Here is an 18,051-nt window from a genome sequence, read left to right on the forward strand (position 1 = left end):
TATGCAAATCCGCACCCGACTGACGGTCCAATTTTCATTGTTAGTGAGCGGAATTCTCCTTATTACCTTTCTTGCTATATACTATTTCACGTATAATAACGTCACTGAGGATTTTTATGACCGGCTGCGTTCAAAGGCCAAGTCGCAGGCGGAGCTCCTTTTAAAAGTGCCTCAGGTGAATACGGAGGTTTTAAAAGCGCTGGATGAAACCAACCGCGACCTGATCTACAATGAAAATACCTTCATTTTCGACGAAAAAAACCGGCTGATTTACAGTAACCCCACTACCCCGCAGTCTAAATCCATACACGTATCCAATTACTGGCTTGATGAAATCCGCAAAGCAGGGCAAATACGCTATACTGACGGCGATTATAAGGTTGTAGGTCTCTATTACAAATATCCTTTCAACCGCGCAGTGGTATTGCTGGGCGCCAAAGACTTGTACGGCCAAGCCAACCTATCCAACCTCAGCACGTTGCTGACGGTACTTTTCTTTATCGTGACAATCATTGTTGCCCTTGTAGGGTGGATTTTCTCCAAACGCGCCCTGAGGCCCATCTCAAAAGTAATGAACTCGGTGGAGGGAATTCTGCCACAGAAACTGGATACCCGTCTTGATGTCCCTAACCAGAAAGACGAGATCGGCCGACTCACAACGACCTTTAACAAGCTGCTCGACCGAATTGAGACTGCGTTCCAAATGCAAAAGATTTTCGTAGCCAATGTTTCCCACGAGCTCAAAAATCCCCTGACCAAAATCCGGTCTCAACTGGAGGTCAGTTTACTGAAAGAACGTACTGCGCTGGATTATCAGGTAACGATCCATTCGGTGCTTGAAGACATTCAGGAACTTGCGCAACTCTCTAATACCTTGCTGGAATTGGCAAAAGTCAGCGAAGATCAGCGCGATTTACTTACAGAAACCATTCGGGTTGACGACCTGCTCCTCGATTGCAGGCTTAATCTGGCAGAGGCGAATCCATCCTATAATATTCAGCTTAATTTCGAGGAGCTTCCCGAAGACGACACCTGGCTGGAACTGCCGGGGAATTCAACGCTATTAAAAACGGCATTTCTGAACCTGATGGATAATGCCTGCAAGTTCTCCGACGACCATACGGTTAATGTCAATCTGCAATCTTCCGGCAAAAAGTTAACCCTTAGTTTTTCTGATTCTGGAAAGGGAATCCCGAAAGAAGATCAGAGCCTGGTTTTTCAGCCTTTTTACAGAAGCGACAACACGGCAAGCATTAAAGGGTACGGGATAGGGCTCTCGCTTGTCGAAAGAATCGTAAAACTGCACAACGGTTCGGTCGCAATCAGCTCCAACCAACCCAAGGGAACTACCTTTCTGGTGACATTTTCACGTCTCTAAGGAAATTCTAACTTATTATTAACCCCCTTTTAAGTATTGAGGGATTTATTTGTATTGTAATAATAAAGATGCTTTAATCGGCAGATTTAATTAAGGATTTCATTTTTTGTGGTGTTAATAAGCAAACTTGGCAGGTGTATCTCACACCTGCCAAAGTTTTTTTTATGGCATTCTCAGTCATGTATAGTTTTTTGTAGTTAATGATAGTCATTTGTAGTGCTTTATAGTCACGTATGGTCATACGCAGTTATGTTTTATATTTGATTGGTAGTCGCGGTCAGTTGCTTTTGGTAAAAAGAAAAGGGTTGTATTAGCTATCTGAACTAATATCAACCCTCACTACAAATAACAATAAATGACTACGAATGACAATAGCTGACAACCAACGACCAAGCCGCCCCGTCCCCAGCTACTCCTTAGTTCTTCTTTCGGATCTCGATAACTTTCAATCTACTTAACAGCCTGATCACCGGGTAAGTGGGATCAACTTCAAACCATTTTGAACCGAAATTGATCGAATTAGGACGTTTGTGATGATTGTTCTGAAACAATTCGCCCATCATTAAAAAATCAAAAATCAGCGAGTTCTTCGATTTGTCATCATTATCAAAATTCTGGTATCCGTATTTGTGGCCACTCCAGTTTACAATCGCACCATGAATCGGCCCCATCAGAAAATGGATCGGCAATAAAAAGAAGAATGCCCAGTGCATATCAAGGTAAACATAGGCCAGCACATAAAACGCCAGATAAATCAATGCCCAGCCAGTTCTTGAAAACCAGGAATCTCCGAGTTTCTCAATGAAATTCCATTCCGGATAGTTACGCTCGAATTGGGATTCAATCGCTCTTTTTCTGTTGAGTACAGCATTATAAATATTTTTGGTCTCCCACATCATCGTAAAAACGTTTTTGGTATGGTGGGGTGAGTGAGGATCTTTTTCGGTATCACTGAAAGCATGGTGCATACGGTGCAGGATGGCATAAGCACGCGGGCTCAAATATGAGGACCCCTGCGACAGATAGGTAAGCAGATAGAAAAAACGCTCCCACGGCTTACTCATAATGAACATTTTATGCGCTGAATACCGGTGCAGAAAGAATGTTTGACAAAATAATGATAAATACCAATGTACAACAAATACAATCAGGACAATATACATGGAACGAGGAAAAATTATAATTTGAACTTTGTACAAAAGTACGCGCCAAAGGACGAAAAAACGAAATTTGCACAGTCTTATTTAGAATATATTTATACTACCCGATTAAAACTGCCACATTAAATTTGCCTGCTTTCTGATGTTACTGAATCATAAACGCGTAACTGAGCAGATTTGCACCCATTTGAAGCGCTTTCCGCCTCATTTCCTCTGGATCGTTGTAAACACTCTGATCTTCCCAGCCGTTTCCAAGGTCAGTTTCGTAGCTGTAATAACAAACCAACCTGCCTTGCCAGATAAGTCCAAAACCTTGCGGATGTTTACCGTCATGCTCGTGAATTTTAGGCAGACCTTCGGGAAAGTTATATTTGATGCGGTAGATCTGATGGTCATGAGGCAACTCCACGAAGGACAATTCAGGAAACACCTTTTTCATCTCACGCCTTACAAACTGGTCCAATCCATAATTATCGTCCACATGTAAAAATCCTCCTGACAACAGATAATTCCGCAAATTTTGCGCCTCTGCATCTGAAAAAACCACATTACCATGCCCGGTCATGTGCACAAAGGGGTAGGTAAAAATATCCGGGCTGCCTACTTCCACTACATCCTCCACCGGATTGATATTCATTTTGAGCTCTGAATTACAAAACTTGATCAGGTTGGGCAATGACGTCTTATTGGCATACCAGTCGCCGCCGCCCCCGTATTTGAGCTTCGCAATTTTAAGCGATGATTGTGCCTGGGCAGCATAAACAGTGCCTAGCAGCATCGCCAACATTATTATCCTGAAATTCGCTACTGTTATTCTCATAAATATCCTGTTAAACAATCTGTGCCAGGTTCACCGCATGGCAGCCGGCAACCGCCGCCGTTTCTGTACGCAACCTCGTCTGACCCAGCGATACCGTTACATATCCGTTCTCTTGCGCCAAAACAACCTCCTTTTCACTAAAATCCCCTTCCGGGCCGATCAGTAAAGAAGTAGTGCTGTCTTTACGGCTTTTCTTAAAAACATGCTCCTCTTTTGCGTGATCAGGCACATAAGCGATCATTTTCACCTGCTCACCACGGTTCGCGACAAAAATCTCGTATTTGTTATTTACAGTGATCACCGGCATATAATATTGCTGAGACTGCTTCATAGCCGCCGCTGCGATACGGTTCAGACGTGTCAGGTTAACCACTCTGTTCAAAGTCTCCAGGTTCGTATGCTCGGTCACGAGAAAATCAATACGTTCCACCCCTATCTCGGTCATTTTTTCAACCATCCATTCATTACGCTCAGCCTTGCGGGTAGGTGCTATGGCCATATGTACGGAAAAAGACCTTGGAGGGATTACCCGGGTCTCCAGTACTTCATATCCTGCTTTTTTTCCCTGGATGTTTAACACACATTTCTGCAAAAGCCCTCTGCCATCTGTTACCTGAATGATATCGCCGGACCCCAGTCTAAGAACCTTCGAACTATGCCTCGCCTCCTCTTCATCCAGTTCATAAAGGTTGGCTTCCGGCTGATAAAATAAATGCATGCGGATGTAATAATGTATAAGATAATGACGAAAGTTCTAATTTCAAAAATAGAGGATATTTATCCAACAGCCACCATGATCGATCATTCTTTTGTGACGTAGGCCTATGGGTTCACTATAAACGAAATAATTGCATTTTCTCATTATTCTACGTCCTCCAACCTATATATTAAGCCTAGTTGATGTGATTTTACACAAATTTTTCGTCTGGCCGCTATTTTTAAAACTGAACATATTTATTAAAATAGTACATTTTTTAATGCTAATACTACCATTAACCCAATAATATTCTGTCTAACCATAATATTTCTTAGATATTATTTTTTGTAAATACATTTTTGCATTAATATTGTGCCGTTATACTTATTCGTCACCACTTTATCTAGTACTATTATGTCAAAATCCAAGCTGGAATATATTTGGTTGGATGGCTATAAGCCGACCCAAAGTTTACGCAGCAAAACCAAAATTGAAAGCGACTTTAGTGGAAAACTGGAAGATTGCAGCAATTGGTCATTTGATGGTTCTTCTACCGAGCAGGCGCTTGGCGGTTCATCAGACTGTTTGCTGAAACCTGTTTACATAATCCCTGACCCGCTTCGTAAAGATGCGTATCTGGTAATGTGCGAAGTTCTCAATGCCGATGGAACTCCTCACGTATCCAACGGTCGGGCCACAATTGAAGATGATGACAATGATTTCTGGTTCGGTTTTGAGCAGGAATATTTCCTTTGGGATACTGAAACCAATAAACCTCTGGGCTTCCCTGCAAACGGATTCCCTGCACCACAAGGACCATACTATTGCTCAGTAGGTGCATACAATGCATTTGGCCGCGATATCATCGAAGAACATCTTGATGCATGCCTTGAAGCTGGTCTGAATGTGGAAGGTATCAATGCGGAAGTTGCAGCAGGACAGTGGGAATTCCAGATCTTCGCAAAGGGTGCGAAAGAAGCTGGTGACCAGATCTGGCTTGGTCGTTACCTGCTTGAAAGAATCGGAGAGAAATATGGTGTTGCAATCAACTGGCACTGCAAGCCTCTGGGCGAGCTTGACTGGAACGGAAGCGGAATGCATGCTAACTTCTCGAACACTGCTTTGAGAACTGCCGGCAGCAAAGAAGTATTCGACAAAGTTTGCGAGTCTTTCCGTCCTGTTGTAAAAGAACATATCGAAGTTTACGGTGCAGATAACCACCTGCGTTTGACAGGAAAGCACGAAACTGCAAGTATTCATGATTTCAGCTACGGAGTTTCTGACCGTGGTGCGTCCATTCGTATACCTGTACTGGTTCCACAGAAAGGATGGAGCGGCTATCTTGAAGACCGTCGTCCAAACTCAGCTGCTGATCCTTATAAAGTTGCTGCCCGTATCATCAAAACTGTTAAATCAGCTTTGTAATATCTTTAGACAGAATAAACATAAAAAAACCACCTTGCGGTGGTTTTTTTATGTTTATTAATTTTAGAGATCAATCCTCGTCTTCACTCCCGGTGAAAGAATAGAGCGTAGGATCAAGCTGGATACGGCCGGAGTTAAATCTTATAATGAAATCGTTGATCGTCTTTTCATTGATTTCGGTTTTGTTCAAACCAACCTCCAGACCAATTCCGTATTCAAACTGATTGTCGATTTCGACATGCTCGCGAACGGTTATCTCTTCATTTTCTTCAATTTCCTCAATAAATTCCGTCAACAGCAATTCTGCTTCTTCGTCCTCCTCTTCCGTGATCTTTTCATCTCCTGCCCGCTCATCCTGAGATACATAGTGAGGCATCTCTTTTTTCAGCCTTTCCAGTGCGGCATCATATACTAATGTAGAATGGTGCAGCCTTAGCGTATATATCAGGGCGTCATAAACGACTTCCTTTTCTTTATAATATCCCACGAACTGAACATGTGCATGTTCGTTGTTTTCCTCTTCTTCATCTTCCAGTTCGTCTGCAACATAAATAAAGTTCAATCGCTCTGCTTTACATTCCTTTTTAAGCTGAGCAATTTCTTCTGGATCAAATCCCGGATTCATAGTTTTTATTATTTGTTTAACCGATAACTGCAAAATTACTCTAAAAATAACATTTCACGGTATTTTGCCAAAGGCCAATCTTCGTCATCAATCAGGAGTTCGAGCTTATCCACGTGGTAGCGGATCTCATCAAAATGCCCTTTCACATCAGAACCGTACAATCTGGCACGTTCAAACAGATCGTCAACATTGTTCGCGGCTTTCCTGCTTTCGGTCATGGCATGCACTACCCTTTTGATTACCACCACATGTGAAGATATGTCTTTGATAATTTCCTTGATGGGTTCGGCTTCTTCCAACATTTCCAGATCGGTCAGCGAGCGGGCAGTCTGCGCCAGCTTGAACTGGTATTTAACAACCGTCGAAACAATGTGGTTAAGTGCCAGATCGCCAATTACCCTCGATTCTATCTGTAATTTCTTGACATAATTTTCCAATTCAATTTCATACCGGGCGTGCAGTTCACGGGATGTGAGCACACTCATTTTTTCAAAAACAGCAACCGTTTCTTGAGTTTTGTAAGCATACAAAGCATCATAGGTAGCTCTGATATTGCTGAGCCCCCTGTTTTTCGCTTCTTCGACCCATTCCTCCGAGTAGCCATTCCCTTCGAAAAGTATTCGTTTGGACTCCTTGAAATATCTTTTAAGAATTTCAACCGTAGCTACCTTCTTTTCTTCTCCGGCAGCCAGGCGCTCGTCCATTTCCTTTTTGAATTCAGCCAGCTGATGGGCCACGATTGTATTCAGCACAATCATCGGCGACGCACTGTTCTGCGCACTGCCAACTGCCCGGTATTCAAATTTATTCCCTGTAAAGCAAAAAGGTGAGGTCCTGTTTCTGTCGGTGTTGTCACGCTGAAGATTGGGAATGCGTGTTATGCCCAGCTTGTAGTAAAAATTCTCTCCTTTTTCCAGTGTGATTTCTCCCTTGTTGACCAGGTCTTCCAGCATGGTGGTCAGCTCGTTGCCCAGGAATACAGACACGATCGACGGAGGTGCTTCGTTGGCGCCCAGCCTGTGTTCATTTCCGGCGGATGATATGGATGCTCTCAGCAAGTCCGCATGATCGTGCACCGCTTTGACCACATTGAGCAAAAACGTCAGAAAACGCAGATTTTCCTTCGGTTTGGTCGTAGGTGCCAGCAGGTTTATCCCAGTGTCCGTCGACAGCGACCAGTTATTATGTTTTCCGCTTCCGTTTATTCCGGCGAACGGTTTTTCATGAAACAATACCTGGAAATTGTGCTTATCCCCTATTTTTTGCATCAAATCCATCAGCAAGGCATTGTGATCGATCGCCAGGTTCACCTCTTCAAATGTAGGGGCACATTCGAACTGGCCGGGCGCAACTTCATTATGCCGTGTGCGCACCGGAATCCCAAGCTTTAAAGCTTCAAACTCGAAATCCACCATGAATGCATTGACACGCGGCGAGATTGAACCGAAATAATGATCGTCAAGCTGCTGGCCACGGGCAGGGCTGTGGCCAAAAACAGTTCTTCCGGCCATCAATAAATCAGGCCGAGCGTAATACAATGCTTTATCGACCAGAAAATACTCCTGCTCAATCCCCAATGTAGCAGTTACCTTATCGACGTCCCTGTTAAAAAACTGGCATACCGAAGTTGCAGCTTTGTCCAGCACAACAAGTGACCTCAGCAGGGGTGCCTTATAATCCAGTGCTTCGCCGGTATAGGAGATAAAAACTGAAGGAATACACAAAGTCTTCCCACCCGCACCGTTGTCCATCAGAAACGCAGGAGAACTCGGGTCCCAGCCCGTATAGCCACGGGCTTCAAAAGTAGCACGCAATCCCCCACTCGGGAACGAAGAAGCGTCCGGTTCCTGTTGTACGAGAGCGCTGCCTTTGAATTTTTCAACGGCTTTTCCGTCCATAGTGAGGTCAAAAAAGGAGTCATGCTTTTCAGCGGTGGTACCTGTCAGCGGCTGGAACCAGTGCGTATAATGGGTTGCCCCCTTTGAAATAGCCCAGGATTTCATGGCTGCCGAAACCTCGTCGGCCACTTCCCTGTCGATGGTCGAACCGGAGCGGATTGCATTCGAAATTTTGGTATATGCTTCGGCGGAAAGTAAAGTCCGCATTACATCGTCACTGAAAGTATTGCTACCATACAAGTCGGCTACTTTTTCGACAGGAGGGGTTAAAACGGGAGCTACACGGCCCTGAGCAATCTCAAAAGCTTTGGAACGAAAAGTCATTGTTTATTGATTTATATTAATTCTTCCCAAAATTATCTAATTCATGATACGTTCAACAATTCCGGTGCAGATTTTACATATTTTCAGTTTGAGCTATGTGTATTAACATTGATTTAATCAATTTTTCGGACTTTTGCATATTGTTACAAGACACCAATGCGTAAAAGAATTGAATTTATCGGCCTGTACGGGCTTCTCTGGATAGTGCTTTTCCAGTTTTTCCGTATCCTCTTTCTCATTTATCATCACAAAAAAACACTAGAACTTCCTTCGTCGCTTTGGGTCAGCAGTGCCTGGCACGGGTTACAGATGGACATTTCCTTTACCGGTTATATCCTCGTTATTCCTACCATGCTGATCGCGTTTACTGCAAGAAGCTGGAGCTGGTATTACAAGACACTCAAAGTATTCAGCGCCGTCGTTTCCTCCCTGATCGTATTCCTTGTGGTTGCCGACCTCGAACTGTTTCGTGCATGGGGATTCCGCATTGACGGCAGTTCCCTGCATTATCTTAAAACCCCGGCAGAAGCCCTGGCATCCATGGGGTCATCTCCTGTTTTTTCTTTGCTTTTGCTGTTTATGATACTGGTTCTTTTGGTAAACAGGCTTCTTGGGACAGTTATTAAACGTAGTGTACCTTCTTTCCAAAAAACAGCTTTCACCGTTAATTTCATCGTTTTTTTAATCCTCACAGGAAGCCTGATCATCCCGATACGCGGGGGATTTCAGCTTGCGCCTATGAATGAAAGTACGGTTTTTTTCAGTACCAAAAGCTTTGCTAATTATGCAGCCGTAAATGTCCCCTGGAATTACGTAGCCTCCCTCGTGAATGCTACGTACTCGAAGAAAAACCCCTTCCTGTATTCCGATGAAAAAGAAGCTGAGCGGATCGTTTCTTCTTTCTATAAAGCCGTCGGGGAAACTGAGCAGCTGATCAATACCGAACAGCCGGTGAATGTGGTTGTGATCATCTGGGAGAGTTTTACGGCCAAAGTGGTTGCCGGGCTGAATGGTGTAAAAAATGTTACACCTCAGTTCGACCGACTGTCAAAAGAAGGAATTCTGTTTACCAATATGTATGCAAGCGGTAACCGCAGCGACAAGGGAATGGTAGCAATATTGAGCGGATATCCCGCCCAGCCCACGCAGTCGATCATTAAAATACCAAAAAAAACCGTTTCGCTTCCCTCTCTTCCCAAGACATTAAAGAACGCTGGCTGGTATACTTCGTTCTATTACGGAGGCGAGACTGAATTCGCCAATATGAAATCCTATTTTCTGCAACAGGGGTTTGACAAAATAACGGACAAAAACGATTTTGATAAAGCAGACATGAATTCCAAATGGGGCGCGCATGACCACATTGTTCTCGACCGGCTGCTGGCCGACCTCGATAAAAAGAAGCAGCCTTTTTTTTCGTCAGTTTTTACGCTAAGCAGCCACGAACCTTTTGAAGTGCCTGTCAAGACGGTCATTCAGGGAAATGATTCTGAGCATTTGTTCCTGAACGCACATCACTACACCGACGCTTCGATTGGCGATTTTATAGAAAAGGCAAAAACAAAACCGTGGTGGAAAAATACATTGGTTGTCATCATTGCGGATCACGGGCATCCCCTTCCGGAGACGCAAAAAACAAAGCCCTCAGAATTTCACATTCCGATGCTCTGGCTCGGTGGTGTGCTCGAAAAGAAAGGTGTCAGGATAGACTCACTATGTTCGCAAACTGACTTTGCTGCGACGCTACTCAATCAGCTACATGTGCCATCGACGTCTTTTAAATGGAGCAACGATATCATGAAAAAAGGCCGTGTGCCATTCGCATACTTTGCTTTTAGTAACGGACTGGGCTGGATGAAACCGCAGGGTTTTATAGTTCGGGATAATATTGGAGGGAACATTACTGAAAACAGCGGCGTTCTCAAATCTTACGAAGAAAAAAATGGCAAAGCTTATCTGCAGGCTTCCTTTACAGATTATTTAAAGCGTTGATTATAAAAGTGTAATTTTGCAGGAATATTTGAAACTATGAAAAAGGTCGCATTTTACACATTAGGCTGTAAACTGAATTATTCGGAAAGCTCGTCCATCGGCAGGATGTTTGAGCAGAAAGGATATCAGAAAGTAGAATTCAACGAGTCTCCTGATATTTTTATTATCAATACCTGCTCGGTTACCGAAAACGCTGACAAGAAGTGCCGCAAGATTGTGAGGGAAGCGCAGAAGATCAATTCTGACGGATATGTGGCGATCATCGGCTGCTATGCGCAGCTGAAACCCCAGGAAATTTCAGAAATTCCCGGGGTCGACGCAGTACTGGGTGCCGCCGAGAAGTTCAGACTGGTGGAATTGATCGATACTTTTGAAAAAACACCGTCAGGGCAACCCGCCCAGATCCTCGCGTCGCACATTGATGATGCTGTTGACTACCATACCTCCTATTCGCTCAACGACAGGACCCGTACTTTTCTGAAGGTCCAGGATGGCTGCGATTATCCTTGTGCATACTGTACAATTCCGCTTGCGCGGGGTAAAAGCCGCTCGGATACGATTGCAAACATTGTAAAAGCTGCGAATGAAATTGCTGCCCGGGATGTGAAGGAAATTGTGCTAACCGGCGTCAATATCGGTGATTTCGGTTTACACGGAGGTGAGCGAACAGAGACTTTTCTTGATCTTGTGAAAGCCCTGGATGAAGTGGAAGGGATTTTGCGTTTCCGGATTTCGTCCATCGAACCCAATTTACTTACTGATGAGATCATTGAATTCGTGGCCCAGTCGAAACGTTTTGCGCATCACTTCCATATCCCGCTGCAATCCGGCTCCAACAAAGTGCTGGGGTTGATGAAGCGCCGTTACAAACGGGAATTGTATACCGAACGGGTTGAAAAGATCAAGGCTCTGATGCCTGACTGCTGTATAGGCGTGGACGTGATCGTTGGACATCCAGGGGAAACGAAAGAGTATTTCAATGAAAGCTACCAGTTTCTGAACGAGCTGGATATATCTTATCTGCACGTTTTTACCTATTCGGAACGTGAAAATACTTCGGCCCTGGCAATCAGGCCGATCATTCCAAAATCGGAAAGAGCAGAACGTTCAAAAATGCTTCACATTCTTTCTGAAAAGAAAAAAAGGCATTTCTATGAAGAGCAAATCGGCAAAACAGGCGTTGTTCTTTTTGAAGATGAAATTCAGAACGGGCAAATGCTGGGTTTTACAGGCAACTACGTTCGCGTAGCCGTGAAGTATGATCCGCTGCTGATCAACGAGACCAAGGAAATCCGGTATGACTATTTGAATGATGGCGGACTTATGGAAGTTCTGGAACTTGAAGAAGAAGTATTGCATCATTAGCGCACCCAGTTGGCGCCGATTTCCAAATCGGCACCAGACAGATTAAACACCCTATATAAAAGCAAACGATCCCCGGAAATTTCCGGGGATCGTTTGCTTTTATATAGGTTAAAATATTAAGCCTCTACAAGAAACTCATCATGCTGACTTACATCAAGACCAGCTTTTTCATCCTGTTCAGATACACGAAGCGGAAGGATAAGGTCAGTAATTTTCAGAAGCAACAACGAACCTCCGAAAGCGAATACCGATACACCAACCAAAGCAATCACGTGGTTGATGAAAAGCGTAGTTTCTCCGAAAGCAAGACCCTGGTCAGTTACAAGAGAGTTAACACCGCTTGTTGCGAATACACCGGTCATTAACATACCAACCATACCGCCTACACCGTGGCAAGGAAATACGTCCAGTGTATCGTCCAATGTAGAACGGGTGCGCAGGTGGGCAACGTAGTTACTGGTAACAGCAGCAATTGTTCCTATAAAAATAGAAGCTGGAACAGTTACAAAGCCAGCGGCAGGAGTGATAGCAACCAAACCAACTACGGCACCGATACAAAAACCCAGTGCAGAAACTTTTTTGCCTCTTGCTACGTCAAACAAAACCCATGAAAGACCTGCCGCACCTGCAGCCGTGTTGGTAGTTGCAAAAGCCGAAACCGCCAAGGGAGAAGCAGAAAGTGCAGAACCAGCGTTGAAACCGAACCAGCCGAACCAAAGCAAACCTGTTCCCAAAAGAACGAATGGAATATTAGCAGGAGGTAAAACGTGGTCTTCCAACAAAGATCTGCGTCTTTTCAGGTAAAGTGCCCCAGCCAGAGCAGCCCATCCTGCCGACATGTGAACAACAGTTCCGCCTGCAAAATCAAGAACACCCATTTTGAACAGGATACCATCTGCATGCCATGTCATGTGGGCAAGCGGGGAATATATGAAAATACAGAAAAGGATAATAAACAAAACGTAAGAACGGAAGTTGATACGCTCAGCCATAGAACCCGTTACAAGCGCGGGGGTGATGACCGCAAACTTCATCTGGAACATTGCGAACAAAGCGAAAGGAATCGTTCCGAATGCAGGTCCGTCAAGAACGCCCTTGAACATAAAGTGAGTGGTTGGATTACCGACAAATCCTCCGATATCGTCACCAAATGCAAGACTAAAACCTACAACAACCCAAAGTACACTGATAACACCCATGGCGATAAAGCTTTGGAGCATCGTGGAAATAACGTTCTTGTTATTCACCATACCACCATAAAAATAAGCCAGTCCCGGAGTCATCAATAAAACGAGTGCGGCAGAAACAAGTAACCATGCGGTGTCACCTGAATTGATCCCTTCGGTGACGATCTGGGTCGGAACATTAGGCACAAAGGCACCGAGGATACTGATTATCAATAGAATAATCAGTGGGACATAATTGCGTTTTTCCATTGTAGTAAATTGTTGTTATTGTAGATTAAGAAGGTATAAAAGTTAAAATTAGAATTTGTAAATAAATGCAAGTCCGAATGTTGTCTGGCTGTTTTTAGTCCAGTTGCCGTCTGAATCCTGAAATTGCTGCGACTCTGTCGATCCCGCTACCTTTGGATAAGCGTCCAGGCGGAATTCGGGTTTGACAAGAATATGACCATCTGCGAGACTGATGTTTCCTGTAAGTGTAACTGAGTTGACACTTGTCCCTGCGCCATCTGCTGTCAATACTCCTCGCACACCATTATCATTGTTGAAATACTCGTACCGGGCACCGATTCCAAAATTTTCAGTCAGTGCAGTATTTGCGTACACTGCAAATCCCCCCCACGACTGTGAGTCGGCAGGACCTGCATAGCCTTGATATTCTCCTTTTTGCGAACCATATGCGGCATTCACACCTAAAAGGAATTTTTCTGTGATCTGGTAACTGGTAGTAATATCAAACACACGGTAATGCGCGTCGGGCGTATTGCCAACGCTGTCCATGTTTGCTTCATTACTATTAATGAAGTTCAGATAGACGTTCCAATTGTTGACGGGAGAAAAGTAAAATTGTCCGATAATACCTTTCTTACGGTTGTTGTCGCCAAGCCCATCCACATTATTCACAACCCCTAACATTAAGGATGCTTTTTCGGTAAATGCGTAAGTAGCTTTCAAACCGGCATGATAAAATGGCCCGTTGTTAAAAAGATTGGAAAGCGAGTAGTTAAAGTTGGCGGGTGCATCAATCACCTCATATCCGATGTGCGTACCAAACTGTCCCGCAGTCATCGAAAATTTATCTGTAAAATTATACGTGAAGTAAGCCTGTTTGATAGCAAGTGCTGTGCTGGTACTAACGCCATCCAACGGGCTGAACAAATTACCATAATTACCATAATCTGCATTAGGTCCGAAGCTAAGATCCACAACCGCCTCCGACTTTGCATTGGTGTAAGCAACTTTTGCCTGAACCAGACCTAGAGAAAACTGCCCTGATTTGCGGTCGAATACACGGGCTGTTCCGGCGGCACCCATATTGGAACGTGAGGCAGGTTTGTTGAAATTAGCCATATAATAGGAATCCAGGTAACCAGAAAAAGCAAATGCCCCTTTCGCTTCTTCGTCATCCTTTGCCTCTGTTACCATGATCGTATCTGCTTTGACTGCCTTTTTGTCTTCTTCAGACTTCGCAAAACCCAAAAAGGGAACCATCAAAGATAATACTGTACAATAGACTTTTTTCATAATTATATTCTGTTTAAGTTAATATTACTCTCCGGCAAGATTGTTGGATCAAATATTGTACTTAAATTATATTTATCAAATATAATAGAGAAAATTTATCCTAAAAAATACAATTTTCATCTTTTTTTACTCTTTTTTATTGTTTTTGAACCATAAAATGGTCGATTTTTAAATTATACTACAAAAATTAATATTCTGTACAAGTATTAATATACAGAATATTATAACATGTACTAATCCGTAGTTAATAAGAAATTTTATTATTATAATGACATTTCAGCGAAGTTTGGGCATAAAAAAAGCCCTGCTGCTCGCAGGGCTTTAAAATCATATATTGTCAGCAGGTCCTATTCGCCGTGCATCCAGGCTTTTTTGGCCAGTAACGTATCCTCTTCTTCTTCGTTATCGGGATCAGGCACACAGCAATCCACCGGGCAGACAGCAGCACATTGAGGCTCTTCATGAAATCCTACGCACTCTGTACATTTGTCTGTTACTATATAGTAAAACTCGTCGGACACAGGGGACTGTTTTTCCTTGCCACTAACAACGGTGCCATCGCCAAAATCCACCTCATCTAAACTCGTCCCATCCCCCCAAGTCCATTCTACACCTCCTTCATAAATTGCTGTATTCGGGCATTCTGGCTCGCACGCCCCACAATTTATGCATTCATCGGTTATCATTATAGCCATAGTCGCCGGATTGTTTATATTTGTTGCTATTTCTTCTGTTTAGAGTAACAAATATAACTATTTATAGTTTCACAACAATCAGAAAAATAAAAACGGGGAACATAATTAAACTATTTCCATTTCACAAAGAATGATATCAAGAATCCAGAGAATAAATGCATTTGTTAATCTCGGAAAGTTCATCACAAACGCTCAAAACGCCCTTTTTATTGAAGAATGGATCTATCGCGCAAACAGTAAAAACAACTGGTTTACCCCTCAGAACGTAGCCCGTTCACTGGATGCAATTGCCGCCGAATACCTCAATGAAGACAAATTGAGCGGCTGGGCAGGAAATTATGGAGAGGTTTCTTCCCCTAAAAAGATAGGCGTAGTAATGGCTGGCAATATTCCTGCGGTCGGTTTTCACGACGCATTATGTGTGCTGATAAGTGGTCATGTTTTGCTGGCCAAACCCAGTTCAGATGATTCGTTTTTAATGCGGGCGTTGCTTGAAAAGCTTGTCGAGATCGAGCCGGCCTTTACAGACTATATTCATTTTGCAGACCGACTGAATGACTCAGATGCGTATATTGCTACCGGAAGCGATAATACAGCCCGCTATTTTCATTATTATTTCGCAAAAAAGCCGAACGTGATCCGTAAAAACCGTACTTCGGTGGCCGTACTCACAGGCAATGAAACCGACGCTGACCTTTCATCCTTAGGTGTGGATGTGTTGCAGTACTTCGGGCTGGGATGCAGAAATGTGTCAAAGCTGTTTGTTCCCGACGGATATAATTTTACCAAGTTTTATGAATCCATCGAAGAAACGGCTAACACATTTCTCAACCATCATAAATACTTCAATAATTACGAATATAACAAGTCTATTTTCCTCATTAACCGGGTCCCGCATTTTGACAACGGTTTTTTAATGATCACCCAAAACCCCGCGCTGGTCTCGCCGATCAGTGTACTGCATTATGAAAATTACGGGTCTCACCAGGAAGTAAAAACGCTGCTTGACGCTTCATCCGAAAAAATTCAATGTATTGTCGGGGCTGAAAATGCTATCCTCAAAGACGTGATCCCGTTTGGCGTGGCGCAGCAACCCGGGCTTTCCGATTACGCAGATTCGGTGGACACAATGGCCTTTCTGGCCGACGTCTAGCTGACTCTAATAATCACCGGCCAAACGCCCAACTTAGAAAACGGGGCAGAGCTGAAGACCAGGTTTGGACGTTATGTTCCCCATTTTTTATTTCATGATAAAAAACATCCCTGTTCCAGGCGTATCCTTTACGCTCTAGTTCTGCAATGCATTCCAGGGTGTCCTGGATGGAGTCTATGATCCCGTCGCAGTCGCGATCATCGTATTCATCTCTTGATCCGCATTGAAACCAGAATTTCAATGCCGGTTTAAAGGGCAGATTCCTGATCTGTGCATGCATGATACGGTCGGAGTCCCGGTAACCCTCCGAAAGGGATCTGGATCTCCACCATAATGATCCTGAAAATACGCCCACTTTTGAAAATATCCCCGGATGATTCCACGCGATATCCAGCGCCATCAATCCGCCCAAAGAGAATCCTGCGTAAGTGATCCCCTCAGTTTCAATTTCAAAATTATCCTTAAGGAAAGGTATCAGTTCCATTAAAATGAAACTGGTTGTAAGCCCGGCTTTGTTTCCCCGCCCGGCATAGTCGGGCTGCGCGGCGGTTCCGTATTCATAAATCCTGTCCTGCCCGGCATGTATGCCGATCGTCAGAAACGGGTTAATACTTCCCGCGCCATACATTTCAGTAAGAATATCCTTGATTTTCAACGCCCCAAAATCCTGACCATCATTGAAAAGCAATACAGGACAGGTTCGGACACTTGGTTGCACATCGCTGTCATCGGGCGGAAGTACCACAGAAAGTACCACTTCCCGTCCCAGAAAAGAAGAGTAAAGGCTTATGTCAAAGGATGTAACTGGATGGCGGGTCAAATTCAAACTGATCTATCGGTTATATTTCAGAAATAAAATCTGCAAGATATGCCAAAGCAGGTTTTAATGAAAGAATTTGTATACCGGCTGTGCATAAATCAGCAGGGCTTAAGGCAGCCTGTAACTATACTGCCTTTAATTTGCTTCCTTTAATTTGTTTTGTATATTTCATTTATCAATTCATCTAATCCGTTCCTTTTGGAAGAGAAGCATATTAAATACTACTCTCATCATCTTGAAAGGGATGTCGAGATGCTTGTGTACGGTAACTGGGGCTATCCTATCCTGCTTTTTCCTACCACGAAGGGGCGCTATTATCAGGCAAAGGACATGGGGCTGATCGAATCTGTCCGGGGAGCCGTAGAATCGGGAAAATATAAAATCTACTGTATCGATTCTATTGATGCAGACTCCTGGTACGCCAAGTACCTCAATCCGCAATACCGGGTTTTGAACCACGTTCAGTACGACAAATTTTTGCACACCGAGCTCGTTCCCTATATCCGCAATGAGTGTAATGTCGGGAAAATAGGCGTCGCCGGATGCAGTTTCGGAGGATACCATGCAGCCAATTTTGCATTCAGGCACCCCGAACAGGTCGCTTACATGGTCAGTATGAGCGGTGCTTTTGATATCCGAAGCTTTACTGACGGCTTCTACGACGATACAGTATATTTCAACAACCCTGTCGACTTTATGCCGAATGAACAGGGCTGGCGATATGGCCACATGAAAATTGTACTGGGGACTTCCGAATGGGATATCTGCCTTGAAAGCAACATGCGCATGTCGGGGATCCTCAGCAACAATGGCATTGACCATTGGCTGGATGTTCGGGGCTGGGAAAAACACGACTGGCCACTGTGGCAAAAAATGTTTCCGGATTACCTGGCGCGGATATTGTAAAAATTCCTCAGTGTTCAAATAGAACAAATTAAAACGTTGCTCCCAAGATTAACCTCGCCGGAGCAGATTCAATTAAAAAGACAGC

15 protein-coding genes are annotated in these 18,051 nt (G+C 43.9%); 6 read left to right on the forward strand and 9 right to left on the reverse strand.

Annotated features, from left to right (window positions below):
• Position 1: 1 nt before the first annotated feature.
• Positions 2-1,378, forward strand: a complete 1,377-nt coding sequence (locus FBF61_RS00530; protein ID WP_138475140.1) for a sensor histidine kinase — start codon at positions 2-4, stop codon at positions 1,376-1,378.
• 416 nt (positions 1,379-1,794) lie between these two features.
• Here FBF61_RS00530 and FBF61_RS00535 read toward each other — a convergent pair whose 3' ends face one another.
• From FBF61_RS00535 to FBF61_RS00545, 3 genes are all read right to left on the reverse strand, one after another.
• Entirely contained in the window at positions 1,795-2,541 is a 747-nt protein-coding gene (locus tag FBF61_RS00535) for an acyl-CoA desaturase (protein ID WP_138475141.1), read from the reverse strand.
• A 142-nt stretch (positions 2,542-2,683) separates the two neighbouring features.
• Entirely contained in the window at positions 2,684-3,325 is a 642-nt protein-coding gene (locus FBF61_RS00540) for a DUF4159 domain-containing protein (protein ID WP_205748230.1), read from the reverse strand.
• A gap of 43 nt (positions 3,326-3,368) precedes the next feature.
• Positions 3,369-4,076, reverse strand: coding sequence for an RsmE family RNA methyltransferase (locus FBF61_RS00545; RefSeq protein WP_138475145.1), 708 nt, complete (start codon positions 4,074-4,076; stop codon positions 3,369-3,371).
• Between the two features lie 393 nt (positions 4,077-4,469).
• Between FBF61_RS00545 and FBF61_RS00550 the strand changes: the two genes are divergently transcribed.
• Positions 4,470-5,480 (forward strand): glutamine synthetase beta-grasp domain-containing protein, encoded by a 1,011-nt coding sequence (locus tag FBF61_RS00550; RefSeq protein ID WP_138475147.1) that lies wholly within the window; start codon positions 4,470-4,472, stop codon positions 5,478-5,480.
• Between the two features lie 70 nt (positions 5,481-5,550).
• Here FBF61_RS00550 and FBF61_RS00555 read toward each other — a convergent pair whose 3' ends face one another.
• Together FBF61_RS00555 and FBF61_RS00560 are read right to left on the reverse strand one after the other, a co-directional pair.
• On the reverse strand, positions 5,551-6,105 hold the full coding sequence (locus FBF61_RS00555) for a hypothetical protein (RefSeq protein WP_138475149.1): 555 nt from the start codon (positions 6,103-6,105) through the stop codon (positions 5,551-5,553).
• Positions 6,106-6,140: 35 nt separating this feature from the next.
• Entirely contained in the window at positions 6,141-8,327 is a 2,187-nt protein-coding gene (locus FBF61_RS00560; RefSeq protein ID WP_138475151.1) for a glutamine synthetase III family protein, read from the reverse strand.
• Positions 8,328-8,483: 156 nt separating this feature from the next.
• Here FBF61_RS00560 and FBF61_RS00565 point away from each other — a divergent pair, with 156 nt between their 5' ends.
• The gene (locus tag FBF61_RS00565) at positions 8,484-10,319 is read left to right on the forward strand and encodes an LTA synthase family protein (protein WP_138475153.1); all 1,836 of its coding nucleotides are present in this window, start codon (positions 8,484-8,486) and stop codon (positions 10,317-10,319) included.
• Positions 10,320-10,355: 36 nt separating this feature from the next.
• Positions 10,356-11,684, forward strand: a complete 1,329-nt coding sequence (gene mtaB, locus FBF61_RS00570; protein WP_138475155.1) for a tRNA (N(6)-L-threonylcarbamoyladenosine(37)-C(2))-methylthiotransferase MtaB — start codon at positions 10,356-10,358, stop codon at positions 11,682-11,684.
• Positions 11,685-11,800: 116 nt separating this feature from the next.
• On the opposite strand, the gene FBF61_RS00575 is transcribed toward mtaB, so the two are convergent.
• From FBF61_RS00575 to FBF61_RS00585, 3 genes are all read right to left on the reverse strand, one after another.
• Positions 11,801-13,120: an ammonium transporter gene (locus FBF61_RS00575; RefSeq protein ID WP_138475157.1), complete on the reverse strand. Its 1,320-nt coding sequence runs from the start codon at positions 13,118-13,120 to the stop codon at positions 11,801-11,803.
• 48 nt (positions 13,121-13,168) lie between these two features.
• Complete coding sequence (locus FBF61_RS00580) at positions 13,169-14,392, reverse strand: porin (RefSeq protein ID WP_374756598.1); 1,224 nt, start codon at positions 14,390-14,392, stop codon at positions 13,169-13,171.
• 347 nt (positions 14,393-14,739) lie between these two features.
• Positions 14,740-15,087: a 4Fe-4S binding protein gene (locus FBF61_RS00585; protein ID WP_138475159.1), complete on the reverse strand. Its 348-nt coding sequence runs from the start codon at positions 15,085-15,087 to the stop codon at positions 14,740-14,742.
• 130 nt (positions 15,088-15,217) lie between these two features.
• Here FBF61_RS00585 and FBF61_RS00590 point away from each other — a divergent pair, with 130 nt between their 5' ends.
• Positions 15,218-16,240 (forward strand): acyl-CoA reductase, encoded by a 1,023-nt coding sequence (locus tag FBF61_RS00590; protein ID WP_205748207.1) that lies wholly within the window; start codon positions 15,218-15,220, stop codon positions 16,238-16,240.
• Positions 16,241-16,253: 13 nt separating this feature from the next.
• Here the strand turns inward: FBF61_RS00590 and FBF61_RS00595 are convergent, their stop codons facing one another.
• The gene (locus tag FBF61_RS00595) at positions 16,254-17,066 is read right to left on the reverse strand and encodes an alpha/beta hydrolase (protein WP_229214863.1); all 813 of its coding nucleotides are present in this window, start codon (positions 17,064-17,066) and stop codon (positions 16,254-16,256) included.
• A gap of 192 nt (positions 17,067-17,258) precedes the next feature.
• On the opposite strand from FBF61_RS00595, the gene FBF61_RS00600 reads away from it, so the two are divergent.
• Positions 17,259-17,966, forward strand: coding sequence for an esterase family protein (locus FBF61_RS00600; RefSeq protein ID WP_138475161.1), 708 nt, complete (start codon positions 17,259-17,261; stop codon positions 17,964-17,966).
• Positions 17,967-18,051: the final 85 nt, after the last annotated feature.

Origin of the sequence: Dyadobacter bucti, from assembly GCF_005869225.1 — a bacterium.
GTDB classification, from domain to species: Bacteria; Bacteroidota; Bacteroidia; order Cytophagales; family Spirosomataceae; genus Dyadobacter; species Dyadobacter bucti.

Excerpts from the sequence above, each read along its gene's own strand:
- FBF61_RS00590 (WP_205748207.1), top strand. The coding sequence starts at position 15,218 with ATGATATCAAGAATCCAGAGAATAAATGCATTTGTTAATCTCGGAAAG.
- FBF61_RS00555 (WP_138475149.1), bottom strand. The coding sequence starts at position 6,105 with ATGAATCCGGGATTTGATCCAGAAGAAATTGCTCAGCTTAAAAAGGAA.
- FBF61_RS00545 (WP_138475145.1), bottom strand. The coding sequence starts at position 4,076 with ATGCATTTATTTTATCAGCCGGAAGCCAACCTTTATGAACTGGATGAA.
- mtaB (WP_138475155.1), top strand. The coding sequence starts at position 10,356 with ATGAAAAAGGTCGCATTTTACACATTAGGCTGTAAACTGAATTATTCG.
- FBF61_RS00575 (WP_138475157.1), bottom strand. The coding sequence starts at position 13,120 with ATGGAAAAACGCAATTATGTCCCACTGATTATTCTATTGATAATCAGT.
- FBF61_RS00535 (WP_138475141.1), bottom strand. The coding sequence starts at position 2,541 with ATGTATATTGTCCTGATTGTATTTGTTGTACATTGGTATTTATCATTA.
- FBF61_RS00560 (WP_138475151.1), bottom strand. The coding sequence starts at position 8,327 with ATGACTTTTCGTTCCAAAGCTTTTGAGATTGCTCAGGGCCGTGTAGCT.
- FBF61_RS00540 (WP_205748230.1), bottom strand. The coding sequence starts at position 3,325 with ATGTTGGCGATGCTGCTAGGCACTGTTTATGCTGCCCAGGCACAATCA.
- FBF61_RS00530 (WP_138475140.1), top strand. The coding sequence starts at position 2 with ATGCAAATCCGCACCCGACTGACGGTCCAATTTTCATTGTTAGTGAGC.
- FBF61_RS00585 (WP_138475159.1), bottom strand. The coding sequence starts at position 15,087 with ATGGCTATAATGATAACCGATGAATGCATAAATTGTGGGGCGTGCGAG.
- FBF61_RS00580 (WP_374756598.1), bottom strand. The coding sequence starts at position 14,392 with ATGAAAAAAGTCTATTGTACAGTATTATCTTTGATGGTTCCCTTTTTG.
- FBF61_RS00550 (WP_138475147.1), top strand. The coding sequence starts at position 4,470 with ATGTCAAAATCCAAGCTGGAATATATTTGGTTGGATGGCTATAAGCCG.
- FBF61_RS00565 (WP_138475153.1), top strand. The coding sequence starts at position 8,484 with ATGCGTAAAAGAATTGAATTTATCGGCCTGTACGGGCTTCTCTGGATA.